General features: G+C 68.5%; 14 protein-coding genes. 5 read left to right on the top strand and 9 right to left on the bottom strand.

Annotated elements, in window-relative coordinates:
• Positions 1-127 precede the first annotated feature (127 nt).
• The 5 genes from OG870_RS34690 to ngcE form a co-directional block, all read right to left on the bottom strand.
• Positions 128-1225 (bottom strand): sugar ABC transporter substrate-binding protein, encoded by a 1098-nt coding sequence (locus tag OG870_RS34690; RefSeq protein ID WP_266523822.1) that lies wholly within the window; start codon positions 1223-1225, stop codon positions 128-130.
• Positions 1226-1358: 133 nt separating this feature from the next.
• On the bottom strand, positions 1359-2558 hold the full coding sequence (locus tag OG870_RS34685) for an ROK family transcriptional regulator (protein ID WP_266522913.1): 1200 nt from the start codon (positions 2556-2558) through the stop codon (positions 1359-1361).
• A gap of 184 nt (positions 2559-2742) precedes the next feature.
• Positions 2743-3669, bottom strand: a complete 927-nt coding sequence (locus OG870_RS34680; protein ID WP_266522911.1) for a carbohydrate ABC transporter permease — start codon at positions 3667-3669, stop codon at positions 2743-2745.
• Positions 3670-3673: 4 nt separating this feature from the next.
• On the bottom strand, positions 3674-4600 hold the full coding sequence (locus OG870_RS34675; protein WP_266522909.1) for a carbohydrate ABC transporter permease: 927 nt from the start codon (positions 4598-4600) through the stop codon (positions 3674-3676).
• 49 nt (positions 4601-4649) lie between these two features.
• Positions 4650-6119, bottom strand: coding sequence for an N-acetylglucosamine/diacetylchitobiose ABC transporter substrate-binding protein (gene ngcE, locus OG870_RS34670; RefSeq protein ID WP_266522907.1), 1470 nt, complete (start codon positions 6117-6119; stop codon positions 4650-4652).
• Positions 6120-6488: 369 nt separating this feature from the next.
• Here ngcE and OG870_RS34665 point away from each other — a divergent pair, with 369 nt between their 5' ends.
• Entirely contained in the window at positions 6489-10304 is a 3816-nt protein-coding gene (locus tag OG870_RS34665) for a GH92 family glycosyl hydrolase (protein WP_327691822.1), read from the top strand.
• Between the two features lie 53 nt (positions 10305-10357).
• On the opposite strand, the gene OG870_RS34660 is transcribed toward OG870_RS34665, so the two are convergent.
• A complete protein-coding gene (locus OG870_RS34660) occupies positions 10358-11296 on the bottom strand; it encodes an RNA polymerase sigma-70 factor (RefSeq protein ID WP_327691821.1) in 939 nt (312 codons plus the stop codon).
• 139 nt (positions 11297-11435) lie between these two features.
• On the opposite strand from OG870_RS34660, the gene OG870_RS34655 reads away from it, so the two are divergent.
• Positions 11436-11924 (top strand): carboxymuconolactone decarboxylase family protein, encoded by a 489-nt coding sequence (locus OG870_RS34655; protein WP_266522901.1) that lies wholly within the window; start codon positions 11436-11438, stop codon positions 11922-11924.
• Between the two features lie 53 nt (positions 11925-11977).
• Here the strand turns inward: OG870_RS34655 and OG870_RS34650 are convergent, their stop codons facing one another.
• On the bottom strand, positions 11978-15268 hold the full coding sequence (locus OG870_RS34650; RefSeq protein ID WP_327691820.1) for a GH92 family glycosyl hydrolase: 3291 nt from the start codon (positions 15266-15268) through the stop codon (positions 11978-11980).
• Between the two features lie 597 nt (positions 15269-15865).
• Between OG870_RS34650 and OG870_RS34645 the strand changes: the two genes are divergently transcribed.
• Positions 15866-16957, top strand: coding sequence for a lytic polysaccharide monooxygenase auxiliary activity family 9 protein (locus tag OG870_RS34645; RefSeq protein WP_266522897.1), 1092 nt, complete (start codon positions 15866-15868; stop codon positions 16955-16957).
• Positions 16958-17058: 101 nt separating this feature from the next.
• Here the strand turns inward: OG870_RS34645 and acnA are convergent, their stop codons facing one another.
• Positions 17059-19776 (bottom strand): aconitate hydratase AcnA, encoded by a 2718-nt coding sequence (gene acnA / locus OG870_RS34640; protein ID WP_327691819.1) that lies wholly within the window; start codon positions 19774-19776, stop codon positions 17059-17061.
• Positions 19777-20180: 404 nt separating this feature from the next.
• Here acnA and OG870_RS34635 point away from each other — a divergent pair, with 404 nt between their 5' ends.
• Together OG870_RS34635 and OG870_RS34630 are read left to right on the top strand one after the other, a co-directional pair.
• Complete coding sequence (locus tag OG870_RS34635; protein WP_266522841.1) at positions 20181-20378, top strand: DUF4236 domain-containing protein; 198 nt, start codon at positions 20181-20183, stop codon at positions 20376-20378.
• A 64-nt stretch (positions 20379-20442) separates the two neighbouring features.
• Positions 20443-21972 (top strand): helix-turn-helix domain-containing protein, encoded by a 1530-nt coding sequence (locus tag OG870_RS34630; RefSeq protein WP_266590620.1) that lies wholly within the window; start codon positions 20443-20445, stop codon positions 21970-21972.
• A 137-nt stretch (positions 21973-22109) separates the two neighbouring features.
• Here the strand turns inward: OG870_RS34630 and OG870_RS34625 are convergent, their stop codons facing one another.
• The gene (locus tag OG870_RS34625) at positions 22110-23018 is read right to left on the bottom strand and encodes a LysR family transcriptional regulator (RefSeq protein ID WP_266590618.1); all 909 of its coding nucleotides are present in this window, start codon (positions 23016-23018) and stop codon (positions 22110-22112) included.
• Between the last annotated feature and the right edge of the window lies 1 nt (position 23019).

The following is a 23019-nucleotide window of genomic DNA, read 5'->3' as shown; positions in this document are numbered from 1 at the left end:
GCGCGGTGTTTCTGTCCGGCGCCCGCCCCGCAGCGGGGTTGGTAGGCGCGGCGGGCGCCGGACAGGCTCTGTGCCCGCGCCGTCGGGGCGTGTCCGCGAGGGACCCGCCCCGGGGCTCGGGCGCCTCTTACTGCAGGCCGGCCTTCTTGCACGCGGCGGCGTAGGTCGGGGTGCAGATCTGGGCGACGGTGTAGAGACCGTCCTTGACGACCGTGTCCTTGATGTTCTTCACGGTCACCGAGATCGGGGTCAGCAGCTTGGCCTGCACCTTGTCACCGGAACCGCTGGTCACCGTGGTGTCGGCGAGGGACTTGATGTCCTTGCCCTGGAGCAGGTTGACCGCGAGTTCGGCGGCGTTGTCGGCCTCGCCCTTGTAGGGCTTGTAGACGGTCGCCGACTGGGTGTCGGCGACGATCCGCTGGATGGCCGCGAGCTCGGCGTCCTGACCGGTCAGCGGGATGCCGCTGATGCCGGCGCCCTTGAGGGTGTTGGCGATACCACCGGCCATGCCGTCGTTGGCGGCGTAGACGCCGGCGATGTTCTTGGCACCCAGCTGGGTGATGGCCGCGGACATCTTCTGCGCGGCGACGGTGTCCTTCCACAGGCCGGACTGCTCGTAGGCGATGTCGACCTTGCCGTCGAGGACCTTGTGCGCGCCCTGCTTGAACTGGGCGGCGTTCGGGTCGGCGTCGTCACCGTTGATCATGACGACCTTCGACTTGGGGGTCGCCTTGGAGCCGAGCGCGTCGAGCAGCGCCTGGCCCTGGAGCTGGCCGACCTTGACGTTGTCGAAGGAGACGTACGCGGAGATCGGGCCCTGGGCCAGACGGTCGTACGCGACGACCTTGACGCCCTTGCTGGTCGCGGACTGGATGGAGGACTTGATGGCTGCGGAGTCCTGGGCGGAGATCACGATGACCTTGACGCCCTTGGTGACCATGCTGCTCATCTGCTGGGCCTGCTTGGTCGGGTCCGCCGCGGCGTTGGCGTAGGAGACGGTGCAGTCGCCGCACAGCTCCTTGACCTTGGCCTGGAAGTACGGCTTGTCGAACTTCTCGTACCGCGTGGTGACGTTGTCGGGCAGGAGCAGGCCGATCGACTTGCTGCCGCCGCCGCTGCCGGAACTGGCGCTGGATCCGCTGTCCTTCTTGTCTCCGGCTTTACCACAGGCTGCGGCCGAGACAGCGAGCGCCGAGACCACGACGGTCACGGCTGCGCGGCGCATGAGCGTGTTCACTTGAGAAACCTCCCTGACGAGGCCGCGACGGTGCGGCCGAGGTGGCTGGAAGTCAACTCGGCCACACGTGCGACGTCAAGAAGTAAATCCTTAACGAGATGGCAACGGTGCCATCCGTTCTCTAAGTGAAGGCAGGGGTCGCCGAAGCGAGTGTGCCGTCCAAAAGGGTCGAATCGCCCATCTCGCTGAGTGCGAGAGCAAGCGCTCCAAGCACCTCCGCACGGCCCCCAAGTGCCCCCGGGAGAACGGAGAGTTGACGCGCCGCGCTGGGGATCGCGTAGCGGCCGACGGACTCCCTTATCGGCCCGAGCACCAGCTCACCGGCCTCGGCGAGATCACCACCGAGGACCACCCTGCTCGGGTTCAGCAGATTGCAGAGATTGGCGACTCCACTGCCGATATGTCGGCCGACGTCGGCGATCACCCGACGACAACCCGGGTCTCCGTCCCTGGCCAGCCGCACGACGCCTTCCATCGTCAGGTCGGTCCCATGGCTGGACTGGAGGAGCGGCAGCACATAGCGCGCGGCCGCGAAGGTCTCCAGACAGCCCCGGTTTCCACAGCGGCAGACAGGGCCGGATTCGTCAAGAGTAATATGACCGATTTCTCCCGCTGTGCCACCCGGGCCGCGGTAGATCTTTCCGTCGATCACCAGGCCGGCGCCGACGCCGCTCGCGACCTTGATGTAGGCGAGGTCGCGGACACCCCTGCCGCTGCCCCAGACCAGCTCACCGAGGGCGCCCAGGTTGGCGTCGTTGTCCACGTGCACGGGCACGCCGAGCCGCTCGCGCAGCTCCTCGGCGGGCTTGGTGCCGGTCCAGCCCGGCAGGATGGCGGTCGAGCCGAGGCTGCCGGACTCCACGTCGATCGGGCCGGGCACGCCGACGCCCACACCGGCGACCTTGGACCGGTCGACGCCCGTTGCTGCAATCAGGCGATTGACCAGCTCTTCCGCCCGGTCGAAGCCCTGCTTCGCGGAGGCGTCCACGTCCAGCGGCTCGGACTCCTCGGCCAGCACCTGGTGCGCGAGGTTGCCGACCGCCACACGCAGATGCGTGTGGCCGAAGTCCACGCCGATGACGATGCCGGCGTCCCCGCTCAGGGAAACGCTGCGGGCCCTGCGGCCACCCGCCGAAGTGGGCGTGACCTCGACTGTTCCGCCGTCCTTGAGCTCGCGGACGATGTTGGAGACCGTCGCGGCGGACAGCCCTGTGGTCCTGGCGATCTCCGCCTGCGTGAGCGACCCGGCCAGCCGTACGGCCCGTACGACCCGTTCGAGGTTGGCTCGGTGCAGTGACGACTGCGACCCCGGAGTCTCCACGACGACCTCCTGCGCGCGGGACCGCTTCGATGGGGCCCCCTCTATGTCCAACTAGTGAACTCTAAGCTGAGCCGTTCGGGTCACCTCCCGTCAAGAGGTTGAACCGGATCGGGGTTCCTGTACACATACGTGAGCGCCGCCCCCGGGTACCGGGGGCGGCGCGTCCACAAGCGGTCCGCGGACGCTACTTCAGCGCCCCCGCGGTCAGCCCCTGCACCACCTGACGCTGGAAGACGATGTACGCCACCAGCACCGGCAGCATCGCCATCACCAGGCCGGCGAAGAGGCCGGACCAGTCGCCCTTGTACCCCTGGCTGGCCGCAAGCTGCACCAGCCCCTGGGTCAGCACCCGCTTGTCCGGGTCGGTGTTGAGCACCGTCGGCAGCATGTACTGGTTCCACTGGCCGAGGAAGTTGAAGATCCCCACGCTGATCAGGCCGGGCTTGGCCATCGGCAGCATGATCTGGAAGAACGTCCGGCTGTGCGAGGCCCCGTCGACGAAGGCCGCCTCCGCCACCGAGGTCGGCAGGGTGCGGAAGAACGCGGTCAGGAAGAAGACCGTGAAGGGCAGCGAGTAGGCGATGTAGACGAGGATCAGACCGTGGATGGTGTTCAGGAGGCCCATGTTGTTCACGACGTAGAACAGCGGGACCAGCGCCAGCATGATCGGGAAGCTCATGCCGCCGATGAACAGGTAGTAGATGAAGCGGTTGCCCGGGAAGTCGAACCTGGCGAGCACGTACGCCGCCATCGAGCCCAGCACCAGGGTGCCGATGAGCGAACCCGCCACCACCAGGATGGTGTTGAGGAAGTAGTCGCTCATGTTGGCGTCGGTCCAGGCCCGCGCCCAGTTGTCGAAGTGCAGCTTGTCGGGCAGCGCCCAGGGCGAGCTGAAGATGGAGTTGTCGTCCTTGAAGGACGTCATCACGGCCCACAGCAGCGGCATGACGACCATGAACGCCCAGAGGATGAGCATCCCGTGGGAGAAGACGTTGAGGACGTTTCCTTCCTTCTTCGCCTTCTTCACGGGCCCGGCGGCCGGGATGTCGACCTTGCTGACGGAGGCGCCGGACTCGGCCGGTACGGGGGCGGGGGTCTGTGTCGTCTTCATCTGGTCAGTACTCCAGCCGCTCGCGCCGACCCAGCCGCATCACGAGCGCCGCGAAGGCCAGCGTGACGACGAGCAGGGCGACGCCGATGGTGGTGGCGTAGGCGGCCTGCCCGTCACGGAACGCCTTCTGGTACACGTACAGGACCATGACGGTGGTCGAGTAGTCGGGACCGCCCGGCCCGGTCGTCATGATCTGTACGACCGCGAACGACTCGGCGCCCAGCGCGAGGATGCCCATGTAGACCCAGCCGGACTGCACGGTGTCCCACAGCAGCGGCAGGGTGATCCGGAAGAACGTGCTGACGCGGTTCGCGCCGTCCAGCAGCGCGGCCTCGTACAGGTCCGCCGGGATGGAGGCCATGCCGGCGGAGAAGAGGACCACGAAGAAGCCGACGGTGGACCAGACGAGCACGGCCATCACGCACCACAGGGCGAGGCTCGGATCGCCCAGCCAGAGCGGCTGGATGCTGCCGAGCCCGATCCCGCGCAGCAGGGAGTTGATCGCGCCGCTGTCCGGGTTGTACGCGAAGGCGAACAACAGGGCGACGATCGCGATCGAGAGCACCTGCGGGAAGAAATAGACGATCTTGTAGAAGGAAGAGCCCCGGACTCCGGAGATCACCGGGCCGCCCTTCCTTCTCCGTCCGCCCACATTGATCATGAAGGCGAAGAACAACGCCAGGCTGATCGTCACCACCGGCAGCACCAACGCGAACAGCAGGCTGTGCTGCAACGACTTCCAGAAGATCTCGTCGTCGAGCATCCTCTTGTAGTTGTCGAAGCCGACCATCTTGAATTCGGGACTCAGGCCGGTCCAGTCCGTGAACGAGTAGTAGATGGACTGGATGAACGGCCAGACGACGAAAAGCGCGTACAGCCCCAGGGGCAGTGCCAGAAACCCCACGATGAACCGGTACTTGCCGTGCTGCATTACTACCTACCCCGATCTCTGGGCGGGTGCTGACGCTGGTGACGGACCCTCACTGGTGCTTGTAGTGCTTGATCGACGTGTCCTTGGCGGCCGCGTCGGCGAAGCCCTGGATCTTCTTGATGGTCTCGGCCGGAGTCGCCCGCCCGGCCATCATCTCGCCGAGGCCTGCGACGCCGATCTGCTCCTTCTGCAACTGCACGTACCAGTCCTGCAGCCGTGGATTCAGCACGTTCTGGCCGGCGAGCTTGAGCGCCGCGACACCGGAGGTGAGCCCCGGGGTCAGGGAGATCCCGGAGGTGCCGCCGTTGTACGCCGTCAGCGACTTCACCTTGCTGGTGAAGTTCTTCGAGGAGGCCTCGCTGAGCATGATGCGCAGCTGCTCCATGCCGCCCTCGGGGTTCTTCGCCTTGGCCGGCACGATGAAGGGCTCACCGCCGGACGCCCAGATCGTGCCGAAGGGCAGCTTGTCGGAGCTGTCGATGCCGGTGGGCGCGGAGACGGCGAGGTTGAAGTCCTTGGGGATGACGTTCGCCGACTCGTTCTCCACCCAGGAGCCGTTCGGGATGAACAACGCCTTGCCCTTGGCCCACGCGGTCTGCGACTGGATGTGGTCCAGGCCGGGGGTGCCCTTGAGGATGTAGCCCTTCTTGTAGAGCTCGTAGTAGGCGTCGAAACACGCCTTGACGGCCGGGTGCTTCCAGGCGTTCGGCTCAAGGTTGTCGATGGCGTCGAGGACCTCGCGGCCGCCGACCTTGCCGATCATGGGGTAGAGCGAGAAGGGGATGTAGTACGGGTACTTGCCCGCGTACGTCCAGCCCGCCATGCCCTTCTTCTTGGCCTTCTCGCACACGGCGAGCATCTCGTCCCAGGTCTTGGGGTACTCCGCGTCGAGCGAGTCCAGGGCCTTCTGCGAGTACCAGACGCCGTACACCGTGTAGGCGTAGTACATGATCCAGACCGGGTCGCCGTCGAACTGGCCCATCTCCACGATGCCGGGGCGCAGCGTGTCGCGGACCTTCTTGTTCGGGTCGTCGTAGGACGGGGCGTCAAGGAGCGGGGTGAGGTCGGCGAGCTGCTTCTTGCCGACCAGGACGCCCATGTCCATCTGCTCGGCGCCGGAGTTGTCGATCAGGTCCGGCGGTGTGCCCTGGTTGAAGCGGGGCTGCAGGGTGGACTGGATCTTCTGGGTCGCGGAGAACTTCACCTTCACCTTCGGGAAGTTCTTCTCGTAGATCTTCACGGCGTCCTGGGCGTACTCCTTGCCGAAGCCGCCGTCGAAGAGGACGAACTCCATACCCGCGGTGTCGTTGACGCCCAGCGGGTTCTTGGCGGTCTTCTTGCCCGCCTTGGCCTTGTCGCCGCTGTCGCCGCCGCCGCTGCTGGCGCACGCCGAAAGGAAGCTCATCGTTGGTACGGAGATCAGTCCGAGCGCGGCCGACCGCTTGATCAGATCGCGGCGGCCGACACCCCGTGCGCCGTTGTTTTCCGCGCCGGTGTTCTCGGCGGAAGTGGATCCCATGCTCAAGTCCTCGCCTTCTCCAGGACTCAGGCGGTGAACCGGATCCTCCCCGGCACCGCGGTCAGGTCAAGCAGGGTCGTGCAGGAAGTGCGGATCGTGAAGAACGGATCGGGTGAATCGCCGACAGGTATAGTCCACTTCCCGCCAACGGAGCAAGATCGAATGCAAGGTTGGCCAATGGTCTTATCCGAGTTGAGACCTCCAGGAAATATGAGGCGCCTGTGACCACCTTGCCGGAAAAATCCGCGACATAGACCCCGAATGCCACAGCCAACACCCTTGACACCACTGGCCACTTGGCCCACTACTGGTCTCTGCGCGTCGAAGTTGACAACGTTGTCCCAATGAGCGCAGGGAGGGTGCTGGCGTATGCGGCACAGAGCTCGGCACGGGTGGGGGCACAGCTGGGGTCCGGCGGTCGTGTTGGCGGCCGCCTTTGCCTTGGCGATCGGATCGCAGGGGGCGGCGACCGCGCTGCCGGCGAAGGCGAAGGCCGCCGAGAAGGGGTTCGCCTCCTCGTTCGAGGCGGGTGACCCGGCACCGGACTGGGTGAACACGGTCGACACGGCACCGGGCGGCGGCAAGCGGGCCTCCGGCGTCGACGGCGGCTACAGCAGCGGCATCCCGGGCAACGTCACCGACCATGTGACGGACGTGCGGGCCAGTGCCGAGAACACGGGCGGCGGCGAGGTGAAGGAGAACCTCGTCGACGGCGAGTCCGGCACCAAGTGGCTGACGTTCGCGCCCACCGGCTGGGCCGAGTTCGACCTGGACAAGCCGGTCAGGCTCGTGACGTACGCGCTCACCTCGGCCAACGACTTCGCCGAGCGCGACCCGAAGGACTGGACCCTGCAGGGCTCCACCGACGGCAAGGACTGGAAGACCGTCGACAGCCGCTCCGGCGAGTCCTTCCCCGAGCGCTTCCGGACGAAGTCCTACGACCTGGCCGAGCCCGCCGAGTACCAGCACTTCCGGCTCGACATCACGAAGAACAACGGCGCCGACGACATCCTGCAACTCGCCGACGTGCAGTTCTCCACGGGCGGCAGCGGCGGACCGGTGCCGCAGGACATGCTCTCGCTGGTCGACCGCGGCCCGAGCGGGTCGCCCACCGCGAAGGCGGGCGCCGGATTCACCGGAAAGAGGGCCCTGCGCTACGCCGGCCGGCACACCGCCGACGGGCGGGCGTACTCGTACAACAAGATCTTCGACGTGAACGTGGCCGTCGGCCGGGACACCCGGCTGTCGTACCGGATCTTCCCGTCCATGGCGGACGGCGACCGGGACTACGACGCCACGAACGTCTCTGTCGACCTGGCCTTCACGGACGGCACCTACCTGAGCGGCCTGGGCGTGAGTGACCAGCACGGCTTCGGGCTCTCGCCGCAGGCGCAGGGCGCGGCCAAGATCCTCTACGTCAACCAGTGGAACAATGTCGCCTCACGGATCGGGTCCGTCGCGGCCGGCAAGACCGTCGACCGGATCCTGGTGGCGTACGACTCCCCCAAGGGCCCGGCGGAGTTCCGCGGCTGGCTGGACGACGTCTCGATCAAGAGCGTGGCGCCCGAGAAGCCGAGAGCCCATCTGTCCGACTACGCCCTCACCACCCGCGGCACCAACTCCAGCGGCGGCTTCTCGCGCGGCAACAACTTCCCCGCGACCGCCGTGCCGCACGGCTTCAACTTCTGGACGCCGGTGACCAACGCGTCCTCGCTGAGCTGGCTGTACGACTACGCACGCGCGAACAACGACGACAACCTGCCGACGATCCAGGCCTTCAGCGCGAGCCACGAGCCGAGCCCGTGGATGGGCGACCGGCAGACCTTCCAGGTGATGCCGTCCGCCGCGTCCGGCACCCCGGACACCGGCCGTCAGGCGCGGGAGCTGGCCTTCCGGCACGAGAACGAGACCGCGCGGCCGTACTACTACGGGGTGCGGTTCGAGAACGGCCTCAAGGCCGAGATGACGCCGACCGACCACGCGGCAGCCCTGCGCTTCACCTATCCGGGCGACGACGCGAGCGTCGTGTTCGACAACGTGACGGAGCAGGCGGGGCTCACCCTCGACAGGGAGAACGGGGTCGTCACCGGCTACTCGGACGTGAAGTCCGGGCTGTCGACGGGCGCGACCCGGCTCTTCGTCTACGGCGTGTTCGACAAGCCCGTGAAGGACGGGTCGTCGAGCGGGGTCAAGGGCTTCCTGCGGTTCGACGCGGGCAAGGACCGTACCGTCACCCTCCGCCTGGCCACCTCACTCATCAGCGTCGACCAGGCCAAGGACAACCTCCGCCAGGAGATCCCGGACGGCATGTCCTTCGACACGGTGAAGAACCGCGCCCAGCGCACGTGGGACAGGCTGCTCGGAAAGGTCGAGGTCGAGGGCGCCACGCCGGACCAGCTCACCACCCTCTACTCCAGCATGTACCGGCTGTACCTGTACCCCAACTCCGGCTTCGAGAAGGTCGGTTCGAAGGACCAGTACGCCTCGCCGTTCTCGCCGATGCCGGGTCCTGACACCCCGACCCACACCGGTGCGAAGATCGTGGACGGCAAGGTGTACGTCAACAACGGCTTCTGGGACACCTATCGGACCACCTGGCCGGCGTACTCGTTCCTGACGCCCTCTCAGGCGGGCGAGATGGTCGACGGGTTCGTGCAGCAGTACAAGGACGGCGGCTGGACCTCGCGCTGGTCGTCGCCGGGTTACGCGGACCTGATGACCGGCACCTCCTCGGACGTGGCCTTCGCGGACGCGTACGTCAAGGGCGTCCACTTCGACGCCAAGGCGGCCTACGACGCGGCCCTGAAGAACGCGACGGTCGTGCCTCCTGCGTCGGGCGTGGGCCGCAAGGGCATGGCGACCTCGCCCTTCCTCGGCTACACGAGCACGGACACGGGCGAGGGCCTTTCGTGGGCGATGGAGGGCTACGTCAACGACTACGGCATCGCAGAGATGGGCCGGGCTCTCTACAAGAAGACGGGCGAGAAGCACTACGAGGAGGAGTCCGAGTACTTCCTCAACCGCGCCCAGGACTATGTGAATCTCTTCGACTCCAAGGCGGGCTTCTTCCAGGGGAAGGACGACAAGGGCAACTGGCGTGTGGACTCGTCCAAGTACGACCCGCGCGTATGGGGCTACGACTACACGGAGACCGACGGCTGGGGCTACGCCTTCACCGCCCCGCAGGACAGCCGGGGCCTGGCCAACCTGTACGGCGGCCGCAAGAGGCTCGCGGACAAGCTCGACGACTACTTCGCCACCCCGGAGACGGCGTCCCCGGACTTCGTCGGCTCCTACGGCGGTGTCATCCACGAGATGACCGAGGCGCGGGACGTCCGGATGGGCCAGTACGGGCACTCCAACCAGGTCGCCCACCACGTCAACTTCATGTACGACGCGGCGGGCGAGCCGTACAAGGCGCAGCAGAACGTCCGTGAGGTGCTCTCCCGCCTGTACACCGGCAGCGAGATCGGGCAGGGCTACCACGGCGACGAGGACAACGGCGAGCAGTCGGCCTGGTACCTGTTCTCCTCGCTCGGCTTCTATCCGCTGGTGATGGGCAGCGGCGAGTACGCCATCGGCTCCCCGCTGTTCAAGAAGGCGACGGTGCACCTGGAGAACGGGCACGACCTCGTCGTCAAGGCGCCGAAGAACAGCGCGGAGAACGTGTACGTGCAGGGGCTGAAGGTCAACGGCCGTACGTGGACGAGGACTTCGCTCCCCCACTCGCTGCTGGAGAAGGGCGGCGTCCTGGACTTCGACATGGGGTCGAAGCCCTCGTCCTGGGGCACGGGCAAGGATGCGGCGCCCATGTCGATCACGCAGGACGACAAGGTGCCGACGCCTCGTGCGGACGTGCTGAAGGGCGACGGGGCGCTGTTCGACAACACGTCGGCGACGGACGCGACCGTGACCTCCGTGGACCTGCCGGTCTCCGGGGCGGTCAAGGGCCTCCAGTACACGGTGACCTCGTCCGCCGACCGCGCCTTGGCGCCGACCGGCTGGACGCTTCAAGGCTCGGACGACGGGGCCACCTGGAAGACCCTGGACATCCGGTCCGGCGAGTCCTTCCGATGGGACCGGCAGACGCGCGCGTTCACCGTGAAGTCTCCGGGCACGTACGGGAAGTACCGTCTGGTCCTCGACGGCGAGGCGGTCGTGTCTGAGGTCGAACTGCTCGCCTGAGCAGTCGAGTTGGGGGTACCCGGGGGACGCGTCGAGCGCGGCGCGTCCCCCGTCTACCGGAGGCTCAGCGCGGTCTCCTGCCCCATGTGCGACAGCTTCTCGGGGTTGCGCACGGCGTAGAACCCGGTGATGAGGCCGTTGTCGACGCGCAGCGCCACCACGGTGTCGATCTCGTCGTCGAACCGGACGACCAGTGCCGGATAGCCGTTGACCTGGGCCGGCCGCAGCGACTGGGGCGGGATCCTGCCCACCCCCGTGGCCAGCAGACGCGCCACCTTGTCGGCCCCCACCACGGGCTGCAGGACGGCCTGCTTGACGCCGCCGCCGTCGCCCAGGAAGACGACGTCCGGCGCGAGGATGTCGAGCAGCCCCTGCAGGTCCCCCGTCCGGACCGCCCGCTGGAAGGCGTCGAGCGCGTGCCGGGTCTCGGCCGGGGACACGCCCCCGCGGGGGCGGCGCGCCGCGACATGGGCGCGTGCCCGGTGCGCGATCTGACGGACCGCGGCCGGGCTCTTGTCGACGGCCTCGGCGATCTCGTCGTGCCCGAGGTCGAACACCTCGCGCAGCACGAACACCGCCCGCTCGGTCGGCGTGAGCGTCTCCAGCACCAGCAGCATCGCCATCGAGACGCTGTCCGCCAGCTCCACGTCCTCGGCGACGTCCGGGGCGGTCAGCAGCGGCGCGGGCAGCCAGGTGCCGACGTAGGACTCCTTGCGGCGGCCGAGTGTGCGCAGCCGGGTCAGCGCCTGGCGGGTGGTGATCCGGACCAGGTAGGCACGGTGATCACGCACGGTGTCGAGTTCGACGCCCGCCCAGCGCAACCAGGTCTCCTGCAGGACGTCCTCCGCGTCGGCGGCCGAGCCGAGCATCTCGTAGGCGACCGTGAACAGCAGATTGCGGTGGGCGACGAACGACTCGGTGGCCGTGTCCTGCGTGTGCTCCCTGTGCTCGCTGTTCACCGGCTGCTCCTGCCTGCTCGCCCTTGATGACATCACGCGCACAAGACGCCGGCCACCGCACCCGTGTGACATCCGTCAGCGGTGGCGTACGTCACACGATCGTCCTGTCACAGGGGGCCGGGCACCGGCATCTCTTGTCCGACCATGCAACGCCACACGTGAGGACAAGATCATGGACGCTCGATTCAACCTGTTCGACAACGAGATCTCCAGCAGGTTCTCCAAGCGGTTCGCCAACAGCAGCCTGGTGATCCAGCAGTCGCCGCTGCCCGTCTCCACCCAGGAGCTGGTGTCGCTGCGGGTCAGCCAGATCAACGGCTGCGGCTGGTGCATCGACTTCCACACCAAGGAGATGGCGGCCGCCGGTGAGACCTCGGTGCGGCTGAACCTGGTCGCCGCCTGGCGCGAGTCCACCGTGTTCACCGAGGCCGAGCGGGCCGCGCTGGCATTCGCCGAGGAGGGGACCCGGCTCGCCGACGCCGGCCAGGGTGTGTCCGACGGGACGTGGGAGCAGGTGCGGAAGCACTTCGACGACGACCAGCTCGCCGCACTGGTCTGCCTGGTCGCACAGATCAACGCGGCCAACCGGCTCGCCGTGATCGTGCACCAGAAGGGCGGTTCCTACGAGGTCGGCATGTTCGCCGCCGCGTCGGCCGGCTGAAGGCGCAAGGCCGCCACGCCCGGCCTCCGGTGCCGGGCGTGGCGGAGGAGGAGTCAGCCGGTCGCGAGGGTGAACACGTGCAGGTCCGTGTTCCGTGGCAGTGTCACGCTCGCGATCGTCTTCCCCTCCGGCGCCGCGAACGGCTTGGTGGCGAAGACGTAGGTGGCCACCGGATCCCTGTCGGCGCCCGAGACATTCCGGTACGCGGTCCTCGCGACGACCTCGTTGCCGTACTGGACGGTCCCGGCGCCGCCGCCGACGGTCCAGTCGGTGAAGGCGAGGTCGATCGTGTCGGTGGTGCCGTCGGAGTAGGTGACGGAGGCCTTGGTCCGCTGGTCGCCGTTGACCGCGCTGCCGATGAAGGACAACCTGGCCGCGGGGTCGGCGAGTTGGACGGTCTGGCCGTCTGCCGCCACGTTGTCGGGACGGGCGCTCGGCGAGTTCGGCCAGCTGAAGGCCAGCCCGTCGACCGTGCCGTGTCCGCCCGGTGCGAGGCCGGCCGCCGCGAGGGCCTGGCGGGAGTAGCTCCAGCCGCCGCCGTCGAAGTCGGCCTCGCCGTGGTCGCTTTCGTCGTCGGAGATGCCGGTGTTGTCGTAGGTGGCGAGGAGTGTGCCGGGAGCGGCCACCGTCAGGGCCACGGGCTGCTCGTACGAGGTGCCGCCCGAGGTCACCGTGACCCTGACGTCGTAGAACCCCTGCTTCAGGTCCTTGGCCGCGCCGAGAGTGATCTCCTGTGATCCGTCGACGACCGTCCCCTCGGCGGGAGTCGCGCTGACCCCGTCGGGCGTCTCGACCTCGAACCGCACCTCGGGTCCCGTGCCTCCGCTCAGCGACAGGGCTCGGATGCCGACCTTCGTGCTGCCGTCCGGCGCGACGGTCGCCGTGGTCGGGCCGACGCCGATCTGGTACGGCTGCTCGCCCGCGCGGAAGGAGGGCGGGGCGTCGGACGGGTCGCTTCCCCACTCCCTGTCCGGCGTACCGGAGAGCGTGTAGTCGAGCGTGCCGCCGTCGCGCACGAGGGAGTCCGCCAGCCAAGGCCGTTCGCTGGTACGGCCGTTGACCTTCAGGGAGTGGATGTACGGGGCGTCGGCGGCGGCGCCGTTCGCGCGGATGGAGATGTCGTTGCCGTGGGGCCGGTCGATCTCGATGCGCGGAAACAGCGGTGAGGCGAGGGCGAGTTCGGCACGGGACGGCACCTGGGGGTACATGCCCAGGGCGGAGAAGACGTACCAGGAGGACATCGCGCCGAGGTCGTCGTTGCCGGGGATGCCGGCGGGCTCGGTGGACCACAGCGTCCGCATCGCCGCGCGCACCGTCTCCTGCGCCTTGTAGGGCGCGCCCGCGTAGTCGTAGAGGTAGGGCACGTTGATGGACGGCTCGTTGTCCAGCTCGGACTTGTCGCCGCCGCTGCCGGTGAAGGCCCAGCCGCCGTCGGCCTCGTGGAAGAAGGTGTCGAGGCGGGCGAGCGCCGTGTCCTTGCCGCCCATCGCCGCGAACAGGCCGGCCGGGTTGTGCTGGACCATCCAGGTGTACTGGGCGGCCGTGCCCTCGACGAAGCCGTTGCCGGTGGCCGGGGTGAAGCCGGTGACCCAACTGCCGTCCGCCTTGCGGTTCGCGATGTAGCCACCGGTCGGATCGGCCGCGATGTCGAAGTTGTTCTGCCACCACTGGGAGCGCGTGGCGAAGGCGGCCGCCGTGTCCTTCTCCCCTGCCGCCGCGGCGAGTTGGGCGAGGGAGAAGTCGGCGCCGGACATCTCCAGGGTCTCGGCGGCCCCACCCCAGGCGTTGGAGACGGACGGCATGTAGTGCAGCTTCAAGTACTTGTCCAGGGACGGCCGTTGGCCGACGGACAGCACCGGTTTGCCCGCGGAGGACAGGTCCTGGGCGGTGGGGACCGTGGCCGCCGTGACGAGCGACTTCAAAGCGCCGCGCAGGTCGAAGTCCGTGCCGCCGAAGGCGCGGATACCGGCGAGGGCGGTAGGTGAGGGGTCGCCGTTCATGACGTGCGTGCCGCTCGCGCCGTGCAGCCAGCGGTCCCAGACGCCGCCGTTCTGTCCGGCCAGCTCGTACAGCGACTGCGCGATGTCCGAGCCCGTGCGCGGGTTGAGGAGGGTCAGCAGCTGTACCTGGTCCCGGTAGACGTCCCAGCCGGAGAAGGTGCCGTACTGGGCCCGGTGTCCACGGGCGACCGTGTGCACCTGACCGTCGCCGCCGGTGTATCTGCGGTCGGCGTCGCTGATGACGTTCGGGTGGAGCAGCGCGTGGTACAACGCGGTGTAGAAGGTGGTGCGCTCGGCATCGGTGCCGCCGCCGACCCGGATGGCGCCCAGACGCTCGCGCCAGGCCCGGCGGGCGGCCTCCCGCACCGCGTCGAAGGAGCGGTACGACGGGTTCTCGGCCGCGAGATTGGCGGCGGCCCCCGCCCGGCTGACGTACGAGATGCCGACCTTGACGTTGACCGGCCCGGCGCCGGGCTCGAACTCGACGTAGCCGCCTGCGCCCTTGCCTGCGACGGGCTGCCCGCCCTTGGAGAAGCCCCCCGTGCCGCCGTTCGCCGAGGTCGACCCCGGGTTCAGTCTGTCGTCCTGCCAGGTGCCGGCCGACTTGAAGGCGCGGTCGAAGCGGGCGGTGAAGTAGAGGGTGTAGTAGGGGCGTTGGCCCTCGGGGTCGAGGTAGCCGCAGAAGTCGCCGGAGGTGACGGAGCCGGAGACCGTGCGGGTCGCCGGGTCGATGCGGACCGACGAATCGGTGGAGCCCACCTCGGAGTTGGCGGTGCGAACGAGAAGCGAGGCGGGCTTGTCGGCCGGGTAGGTGAAGCGGGCGGAGCCCGTGCGGGCCGTCGCGGTGAGGTCGGCTGTGACCCCGGAGGCCAGACCCACCTCGTAGTGGCCGGGCTCGGCCGTCTCGTCGGCGTGACGGAAGTCGGACGCGTAGACGGCGTCCTTGGTGTCACTCGCGGGCGAGGAGGTGACCTCCCCGGCGTACGGGAAGAACGGGATGTCGCCGCTGCCGCCCGCGCAGCCGGTGCCCGACATGTGGGTGAGGCTGAAGCCGCGGATGCGGGTGGCGTCGTACTGGTAACCGCCGGGCGCGGCCGTGCGCGTGGCGTCGCCTCTGGTGTTCTCGGGGCTCCAGGAGAGCATGCCGAACGGGGTGACGGCGCCCGGGAAGACGTTGCCGCCGTTCCTGGTGCCGATGAGCGGGTCGACGTACGAGGTCGGGTCCCGGACGAGGTCCGGTGGGGCGGCGGTGGCGGCCGACGCAGGGGTGGTCGCCAGGGCGGGGGTGGCGCCGCCGGCCGCGAGAACGGCGGCGAGCAGCAGGGACGTAGGACGGAAACGCATGACGCGGCCCCTCCTCCTTCGGACGGGTCGCGCATCACAGGTCGCACAAGCCGCAGGGACAGTAGCGTGCGCCAGCCGTACCACGGAAGGGTGCGTACGGGCGCGAGGCGCGCGCGACACGGCCACCCGGACGGGTGACCCAGGTCAACTGGCTTGACATCGTTGTCCGTTGAGGCGGTAGAGTCATGTGCAGACCATCAGACAACGTTGTCGCATCGCAGCGTCGCCACAAGCCAGCACCACCCGGGCAGGTACTCCCCCGGCCTGCCCGGCTCGCGGACCCGGTGGACCGCCTACACCGCCACCGGGTCCGCCCCGAGCGCCCATCCCCTCCGTGTCGGCCGTTCACTGGCGACAGGCTTCCGCGCCGGCCGTTCACGGCGGCAGGTTTCCGTGTCAGCCGTTTACAGATGCCCCGGTTCGCGCTAACTTCCGCACAGGGCGGGGTGGGAGCGCTCCCATATGAGCGACGGACCGGAACCCGCCGCCTCAGAGGCAAAGCCCCCACCCCGCCCGCATCCGCACCTCGCACACGGCACATCTCGCACAGGGCACACCCGCATCCGCACGGCCCGTACCCGAAGGAAGCGAGCTGTCATGATCCTGACAACTTTGCGTCAGAGCCGACCCGAACGGCGACCGAGCCGTCGATTGACCACCTGGGCCCTCTTCCTCGTCCTCGTCTCCCTCCTCACCACGCTGCCCGCCGTCGCACTCGTCGTCACGGCCGGCGGCAGGGCCGAGGCGCACGGCACGCCCATGAAGCCCGGCAGCCGCACCTTCCTGTGCTGGGAGGACGCCCTCACGGACACCGGTGAGATCAAGCCGGTCAACCCGGCGTGCAAGGCGGCCCAACAGGCCGGCGGTACCACGCCGTTCTACAACTGGTTCTCCGTGCTGCGCTCCGACGGCGCCGGCCGCACCCGCGGCTTCGTGCCGGACGGCAAGCTGTGCAGCGGCGCCAACCCCAACTTCACGGGCTTCGACATCCCGCGCAACGACTGGCCGCTCACCCATCTCACCTCGGGCGCGACAGTCGACTTCTCGTACAACGCGTGGGCCGCGCACCCGGGTTGGTTCCACGTCTACATCACCAAGGACGGCTTCGACCCGGCAAAGCCGCTGACCTGGGACGACATGGAGGACACCCCGTTCCTGGAGGCCGACCACCCGCCGCTGCACGGCAGCCCGGGCACGGTCGAGGCCAACTACTCCTGGACGGGCAGGCTCCCGGCCAACAAGTCCGGGCGACACATCATCTACATGGTCTGGCAGCGCTCCGACAGCGCGGAGACCTTCTACTCCTGCTCCGACGTCGTCTTCGACGGCGGCAACGGCGAGGTGACGGGCATTCACGACCCGGGCAACCCGACGGACCCCGTACCCGGCAAGTGCGAGGCCACCCGCAGGACCACCAACAGCTGGAGCGGGGGCTACCAGTCCGAGGTGACCGTCACCAACACCGGCGACGTCCCGATGCTCGGCTGGATGGTCGACTGGACACTGCCGGGCGGCCAGAAGGCCGCGAGCCTGTGGAACGGCAGCGCGACGTACGACGGTCAGGACGTGATGGTCCACAACGCCGACTGGAACGGTTCGCTCAGTCCGGGCCAGAGCACGACCTTCGGGTACGTCGTCTCGGGCGACGGCGGTGACACGGCGACGAGCCTGCCCTGCCGGGTCGGCTGAACCGGCCGGCCGGGCACACCTGTGGTTCCGTGCCTGGACACGGCGAAGGCCGCGCCCCCGGCGAACCGGGGACGCGGCCTTGGACTGCCGTGCGCTGCCGCTTACTTGCGGATCAGCGAGCGCAGCACGTACTGCATGATGCCGCCGTTGCGGTAGTAGTCGGCCTCACCGGGGGTGTCGATGCGGACGACCGCGTCGAACTCGACGCCCGTGTCGGTGGTGACCTTGACCGTGCGCGGCGTGGTGCCGTTGTTGAGCTCCTCGACGCCGGTGAAGGAGAAGGTCTCCTCGCCGGTCAGGCCGAGGGAGGAGGCCGAGGCACCCTCCGGGAACTGCAGCGGCAGGACGCCCATGCCGATGAGGTTCGAGCGGTGGATGCGCTCGTACGACTCGGCGATGACGGCCTTGACGCCGAGGAGGGCCGTGCCCTTGGCCGCCCAGTCGCGGGACGAACCGGAGCCGTACTCCTTGCCGGCCAGGATGGCCAGCGGGATGCCCTGCTCGATGTAGTTGCGCGAGGCGTCGTAGATGAACGACACGGGCGCGTCGGGCTGCGTGAAGTCGCGGGTGTAGCCGCCTTCCGTCCCCGGCGCGATCTGGTTGCGCAGGCGGATGTTGGCGAACGTGCCACGGATCATGACCTCGTGGTTGCCGCGGCGCGAGCCGTAGCTGTTGAAGTCGCGGCGCTCGACGCCGTGCTCCGTGAGGTACTTGCCGGCCGGGGTGTCCGCCTTGATCGCACCGGCGGGCGAGATGTGGTCCGTCGTCACCGAGTCGCCCAGCTTGGCCAGGACGCGGGCGCCGGAGATGTCGGAGACCGGGGACGGCTCGTGCTGCATGCCCTCGAAGTACGGGGGCTTGCGGACGTAGGTGGACTGCGGGTCCCACTCGAAGGTGTTGCCGGTCGGGATCGGCAGCGCCTGCCACTGGGCGTCGCCCGCGAAGACGTCCTGGTAGGACTTGTTGAACATGTCCTCGCCGATGGCGTTCGCCACGACGTCGTTGACCTCGGCCTCGGAGGGCCAGATGTCCTTCAGGAAGACCGGGTTGCCGTCCTGGTCGATGCCCAGGGCGTCCCGCGTGATGTCCACCTTCATGGAGCCGGCGAGGGCGTAGGCGACGACCAGCGGCGGGGAGGCCAGGTAGTTCATCTTGACGTCGGGGTTGATCCGGCCCTCGAAGTTCCGGTTGCCGGAGAGGACCGAGGTGACCGCGAGGTCGTGGTCGTTGACGGCCTTGGAGACCTCCTCCGGCAGCGGGCCGGAGTTGCCGATGCAGGTGGTGCAGCCGTAGCCGACGAGGTTGAAGCCGACCTTGTCGAGGTAGGGGGTGAGCCCCGCCTTGTCGAAGTAGTCGGTGACGACCTTGGAGCCCGGGGCGAGGGTGGTCTTGACCCACGGCTTGCGGGTCAGGCCCTTCTCCACGGCCTTCTTCGCGACGAGGGCGGCGGCGACCATGACGTACGGGTTCGAGGTGTTGGTGCAGGAGGTGATGGCCGCGACCGTCACCGCACCGTGGTCGATCTCGTACGTGGAGCCGTCGGGGGCGGTCACGGTGACCGGGTTGGACGGGGCGCCGTTCGGGGCGACGGCCGGGGCGTCGGAGGCCGGGAAGGACTCCTGGCCGGCCTCGTCCACGGAGTCGACGTAGTTGCGTACGTCCGTCTTGAACTGCTCGGCCGCGTTCGCGAGGACGATGCGGTCCTGCGGGCGCTTCGGGCCGGCGATGGAGGGGACGACCGTGGAGAGGTCCAGCTCCAGCTTCTCGGAGAAGTCCGGCTCGGCCTTCGGGTCCAGCCAGAGGCCCTGCTCCTTGGCGTACGACTCGACGAGCGCGACCTGCTGGTCGCTGCGGCCGGTCAGGCGCAGGTACTTCAGGGTCTCGTCGTCGATCGGGAAGATCGCGGCGGTGGAGCCGAACTCCGGCGACATGTTGCCGATGGTGGCGCGGTTCGCGAGGGAGGTGGCGGCGACGCCCTCACCGTAGAACTCGACGAACTTGCCGACGACGCCGTGCTTGCGCAGCATCTCGGTGATGGTGAGCACGAGGTCGGTGGCGGTGGTGCCCGGCTTGAGCTCGCCGGTGAGCTTGAAGCCGACGACGCGCGGGATGAGCATCGAGACGGGCTGGCCGAGCATCGCGGCCTCGGCCTCGATGCCGCCGACGCCCCAGCCCAGCACACCGAGGCCGTTGACCATGGTGGTGTGCGAGTCGGTGCCGACGAGGGTGTCGGGGTACGCCTGGCCGTTACGGACCATGACCGTGCGCGCCAGGTGCTCGATGTTGACCTGGTGGACGATGCCGGTGCCGGGCGGGACGACCTTGAACTCGTCGAAGGCGGTCTGGCCCCAGCGCAGGAACTGGTAGCGCTCCTTGTTGCGGCCGTACTCCAGCTCGACGTTCTGGGCGAAGGCGTCGTTGGTGCCGAACTTGTCGGCGATGACGGAGTGGTCGATGACCAGCTCGGCCGGGGCCAGCGGGTTGATCTTCGCCGGGTCGCCGCCGAGTTCCTTGACGGCCTCACGCATGGTGGCGAGGTCGACGACGCAGGGCACGCCGGTGAAGTCCTGCATGATCACACGGGCGGGCGTGAACTGGATCTCCTGGCTGGGCTGCGCCTGGGAGTCCCAGCCGCCGAGGGCGCGGATGTGGTCGGCGGTGATGTTCGCGCCGTCCTCCGTGCGGAGCAGGTTCTCCAGCAGGACCTTGAGGCTGTACGGCAGTCGGGCCGAGCCCTCCACCTTGTCCAGCCGGAAGATCTCGTACGACTCGTCGCCCACCTGCAGCGTGCTGCGGGCGTCGAAGCTGTTCGCCGACACGACAGTCTCCTTCATTGATGTGCGCGTACTCACCACGATCCTGCCGCCACGGCATCTTGCCCGTTCCGCTAAGGTAAGGCTAACTTAGGTAAGCCTTACTGCCAGGCTCGATGGTGGCGTGCGGCTGCGGTGCTCCTCGGCAGATATCTCGATGTCGAGATAACTCTAGTACATGGGGCCGGGATGGTCATGCCCTGCCTCCGCGTTGTGACGTCCGGCACGACTTGGCTCACCCGGTGATTATCCGGCCGGACGGGAGCTTCGGCGCGGAGAGGTAGCCGGCCTCCACGGGCTCCACCGCGAGAACGAGGCGGGCGGCCGGCAGCGCGCGGGCCGCACTTCACCCATCACTTCGCCAAGTCGGGGTAACCGAGGAGCGAGTCCGCTTTCCCGAAGGAGGCACGATGCCCCTCACGTTTCGCAAGAGTTTCCGGATCCTGCCGGGCGTGCGCCTGAACATCAACCGGCGGTCCTGGTCCCTCACCACCGGCGGCAGGAACGGTCCGCGGCACACGCACAGCAGTACGGGACGTCGTACGACATCGATGGATTTGCCCGGACCTTTCGGGTGGCGGCGCACCCGTAGCACAAGGCGGCATTGACGGGCCGTCACCCGAACGGCCCACCTGACGGGCCCCATCTCATATCTGAGATAGCCTCAACCTCATGGCAGACGACTACCTCGTACGCATCGGCAAGCTCATCCGTGACGCCCGGCAACACCGAGGCTGGACACAGGCGCAGCTCGCGGAAGCGCTCGGCACCAGCCAGAGCGCCGTCAACCGCATCGAGCGGGGCAACCAAAACATCAGCCTTGAGATGATCGCTCGAATCGGCGAAGCCCTGGAGAGCGAAATCGTCTCACTGGGCTATGCGGGCCCGATGCATCTGCGGGTGGTCGGCGGCCGTCGGCTGTCCGGGGCCATCGACGTCAAGACGAGCAAGAACGCGTGTGTGGCGCTGCTGTGCGCGTCCCTTCTCAACAAGGGGCGCACGGTGCTGCGCCGGGTGGCGCGGATCGAGGAGGTCTACCGGCTTCTGGAGGTGCTGAGTTCCATCGGTGTGCGCGCGCGGTGGATCAACAACGGCGTCGACCTGGAGATCGTGCCGCCGGCCGAGCTGAACATGGCGGCGATCGACGCCGACGCCGCCGTACGCACGCGGTCCATCATCATGTTCTTCGGCCCGCTGCTGCACCTCATGGACCGCTTCAAGTTGCCGTACGCCGGCGGTTGCGACCTCGGCACGCGGACCATCGAGCCGCACATGATCGCGCTGCGCCGGTTCGGGCTGGACATCACCGCCACCGAGGGGCAGTACCACGCCCTGGTGGACCGGACGGTGCGGCCCGACCGGCCGATCGTGCTGACCGAGCGCGGGGACACCGTCACCGAGAACGCGCTGCTGGCCGCCGCCCGGTCCGACGGGGTCAGCGTCATCCGCAACGCGTCCTCCAACTACATGGTCCAGGACCTGTGTTTCTTCCTGGAGACGCTCGGCGTGCGGGTCGAGGGCATCGGCACCACGACGCTCACCGTGCACGGCGTGCCGGACATCGACGTGGACGTGGACTACTCCCCCTCCGAGGACCCGGTCGAGGCGATGAGCCTGCTGGCCGCCGCCGTGGTGACGGAGTCGGAGCTGACGGTGCGTCGCGTGCCGATCGAGTTCCTGGAGATCGAGCTGGCGGTCCTGGAGGAGATGGGGCTCGACCACGACCGTACGCCGGAGTACTTCGCGGACAACGGCCGTACACGGCTGGTGGACCTCACCGTGCGGCCCTCCAAGCTGGAGGCGCCGATCGACAAGATCCACCCGATGCCGTTCCCCGGCCTGAACATCGACAACGTCCCGTTCTTCGCGGCCATCGCCGCCGTCGCGCAGGGCAAGACGCTGATCCACGACTGGGTCTACGACAACCGTGCCATCTATCTGACGGACCTGAACCGCCTCGGCGGGCGCCTGCAGCTCCTCGACCCGCACCGGGTGCTGGTCGAGGGCCCGACCCGCTGGCGCGCCGCCGAGATGATGTGCCCGCCCGCGCTGCGGCCCGCCGTGGTCGTCCTGCTGGCGATGATGGCGGCCGACGGCACGTCCGTGCTGCGCAACGTCTACGTCATCAACCGCGGCTACGAGGACCTCGCCGAGCGGCTCAACTCGGTCGGGGCGCAGATCGAGATCTTCCGGGACATTTGATGCGCGGGTGCCGCCGCGCCCCGTCTGACCTGCTACTTAGCGGGTCAGAGAGGGGCGCGCGGCATCCGTGGGACTTCATCGACGCGATCTTCGCGTAGCCGTAGCCGGTCGGCAGAGCCTGTGGAGCGGAGCGAGCGTCATGGCGCCGCACGAAGCTGTGCGGCCTCGTGGCGCAGTGCCCCCACGGTGGCCGTCACCTCGGGAGAGCGGTCGCGGACCGTGACGGCGACGACGGCTCGTCCGAGCCAGGCGGGGTCGTCGACTTGAACGACGCGGACTCCGGTGGGGACCGCGGCCGCGGCTACTTCGGGGAGTACGGCGATGCCGAGACCGGTGGCGACAAGGCCGAGGCGAGTGGGCCATTCGCGGGCGGCGTAGGCGATCCGCGGATGGTCGAGGGTCGGCCAGGCACCGAACTGGGGATCGTCACGGAGTCCTTTGCCGACGATCCAGGGTTCGTCCCTCAGCTCGGTCACCGGGATGGTTCCGCGGCCGGCGAACCGGTGGTCGGCAGGGACGGCGAGCAGAAGGCCGCCGTCGAGGAGCAGGTCGCGGCGCAGTCCCTCGAAATCGTAGGCGGGCAGGTCCGGTCCCACGCCGATCACCGCGACGTCGATACGGTGAGCGCGGAGTTGGCGAAGCTGCGTGGGCGAGGACGCCTCGCCGAAGTCGACGATCAGACCCGGGTGGTCGTTTCCCAGGCGAGCCAGTGCCCTGGGGACGAGCACGGCTGCGGCCGAGGGGAACGCCGCGATGGCGACTCGTCCGGTGACGTGGTCCTGCAGTCCGGCGAGGTCCGTGCTGACGGCGTCGATCTCGTTGAGGGCCGTCGCGGCTCGGCGGGCGAGCATCATGCCCGCGGGAGAGGGAGCCACCCCGCGGGCGCCCCGGACGAACAACGGTGCGCCCGCGGCGGCTTCCATCGCCGCCACCTGACGCGACACCGCTGACTGCGTGTACCCGAGTGCGTCGGCCGCGGCGGTGAACGATCCGGTGTCGACCACTGCCTGGACGACGCGCAGACCGGTGAGGGTGAAGTCCGCCATG

The sequence above is a fragment of the Streptomyces sp. NBC_00461 genome, assembly GCF_036013935.1.
In the GTDB taxonomy this organism is placed as follows: Bacteria; Actinomycetota; Actinomycetes; order Streptomycetales; family Streptomycetaceae; genus Streptomyces.
This window is presented reverse-complemented; position numbering and strand designations above follow the sequence as displayed.

Coding starts and splice junctions, on each gene's coding strand:
- OG870_RS34680 (WP_266522911.1), bottom strand. CDS start 3,669: ATGAAGACGACACAGACCCCCGCCCCCGTACCGGCCGAGTCCGGCGCC.
- OG870_RS34660 (WP_327691821.1), bottom strand. CDS start 11,296: ATGTCATCAAGGGCGAGCAGGCAGGAGCAGCCGGTGAACAGCGAGCAC.
- OG870_RS34625 (WP_266590618.1), bottom strand. CDS start 23,018: ATGGCGGACTTCACCCTCACCGGTCTGCGCGTCGTCCAGGCAGTGGTC.
- OG870_RS34690 (WP_266523822.1), bottom strand. CDS start 1,225: ATGCGCCGCGCAGCCGTGACCGTCGTGGTCTCGGCGCTCGCTGTCTCG.
- ngcE (WP_266522907.1), bottom strand. CDS start 6,119: ATGGGATCCACTTCCGCCGAGAACACCGGCGCGGAAAACAACGGCGCA.
- OG870_RS34665 (WP_327691822.1), top strand. CDS start 6,489: ATGCGGCACAGAGCTCGGCACGGGTGGGGGCACAGCTGGGGTCCGGCG.
- OG870_RS34655 (WP_266522901.1), top strand. CDS start 11,436: ATGGACGCTCGATTCAACCTGTTCGACAACGAGATCTCCAGCAGGTTC.
- OG870_RS34630 (WP_266590620.1), top strand. CDS start 20,443: ATGGCAGACGACTACCTCGTACGCATCGGCAAGCTCATCCGTGACGCC.
- OG870_RS34650 (WP_327691820.1), bottom strand. CDS start 15,268: ATGCGTTTCCGTCCTACGTCCCTGCTGCTCGCCGCCGTTCTCGCGGCC.
- OG870_RS34675 (WP_266522909.1), bottom strand. CDS start 4,600: ATGCAGCACGGCAAGTACCGGTTCATCGTGGGGTTTCTGGCACTGCCC.
- OG870_RS34635 (WP_266522841.1), top strand. CDS start 20,181: ATGCCCCTCACGTTTCGCAAGAGTTTCCGGATCCTGCCGGGCGTGCGC.
- OG870_RS34645 (WP_266522897.1), top strand. CDS start 15,866: ATGATCCTGACAACTTTGCGTCAGAGCCGACCCGAACGGCGACCGAGC.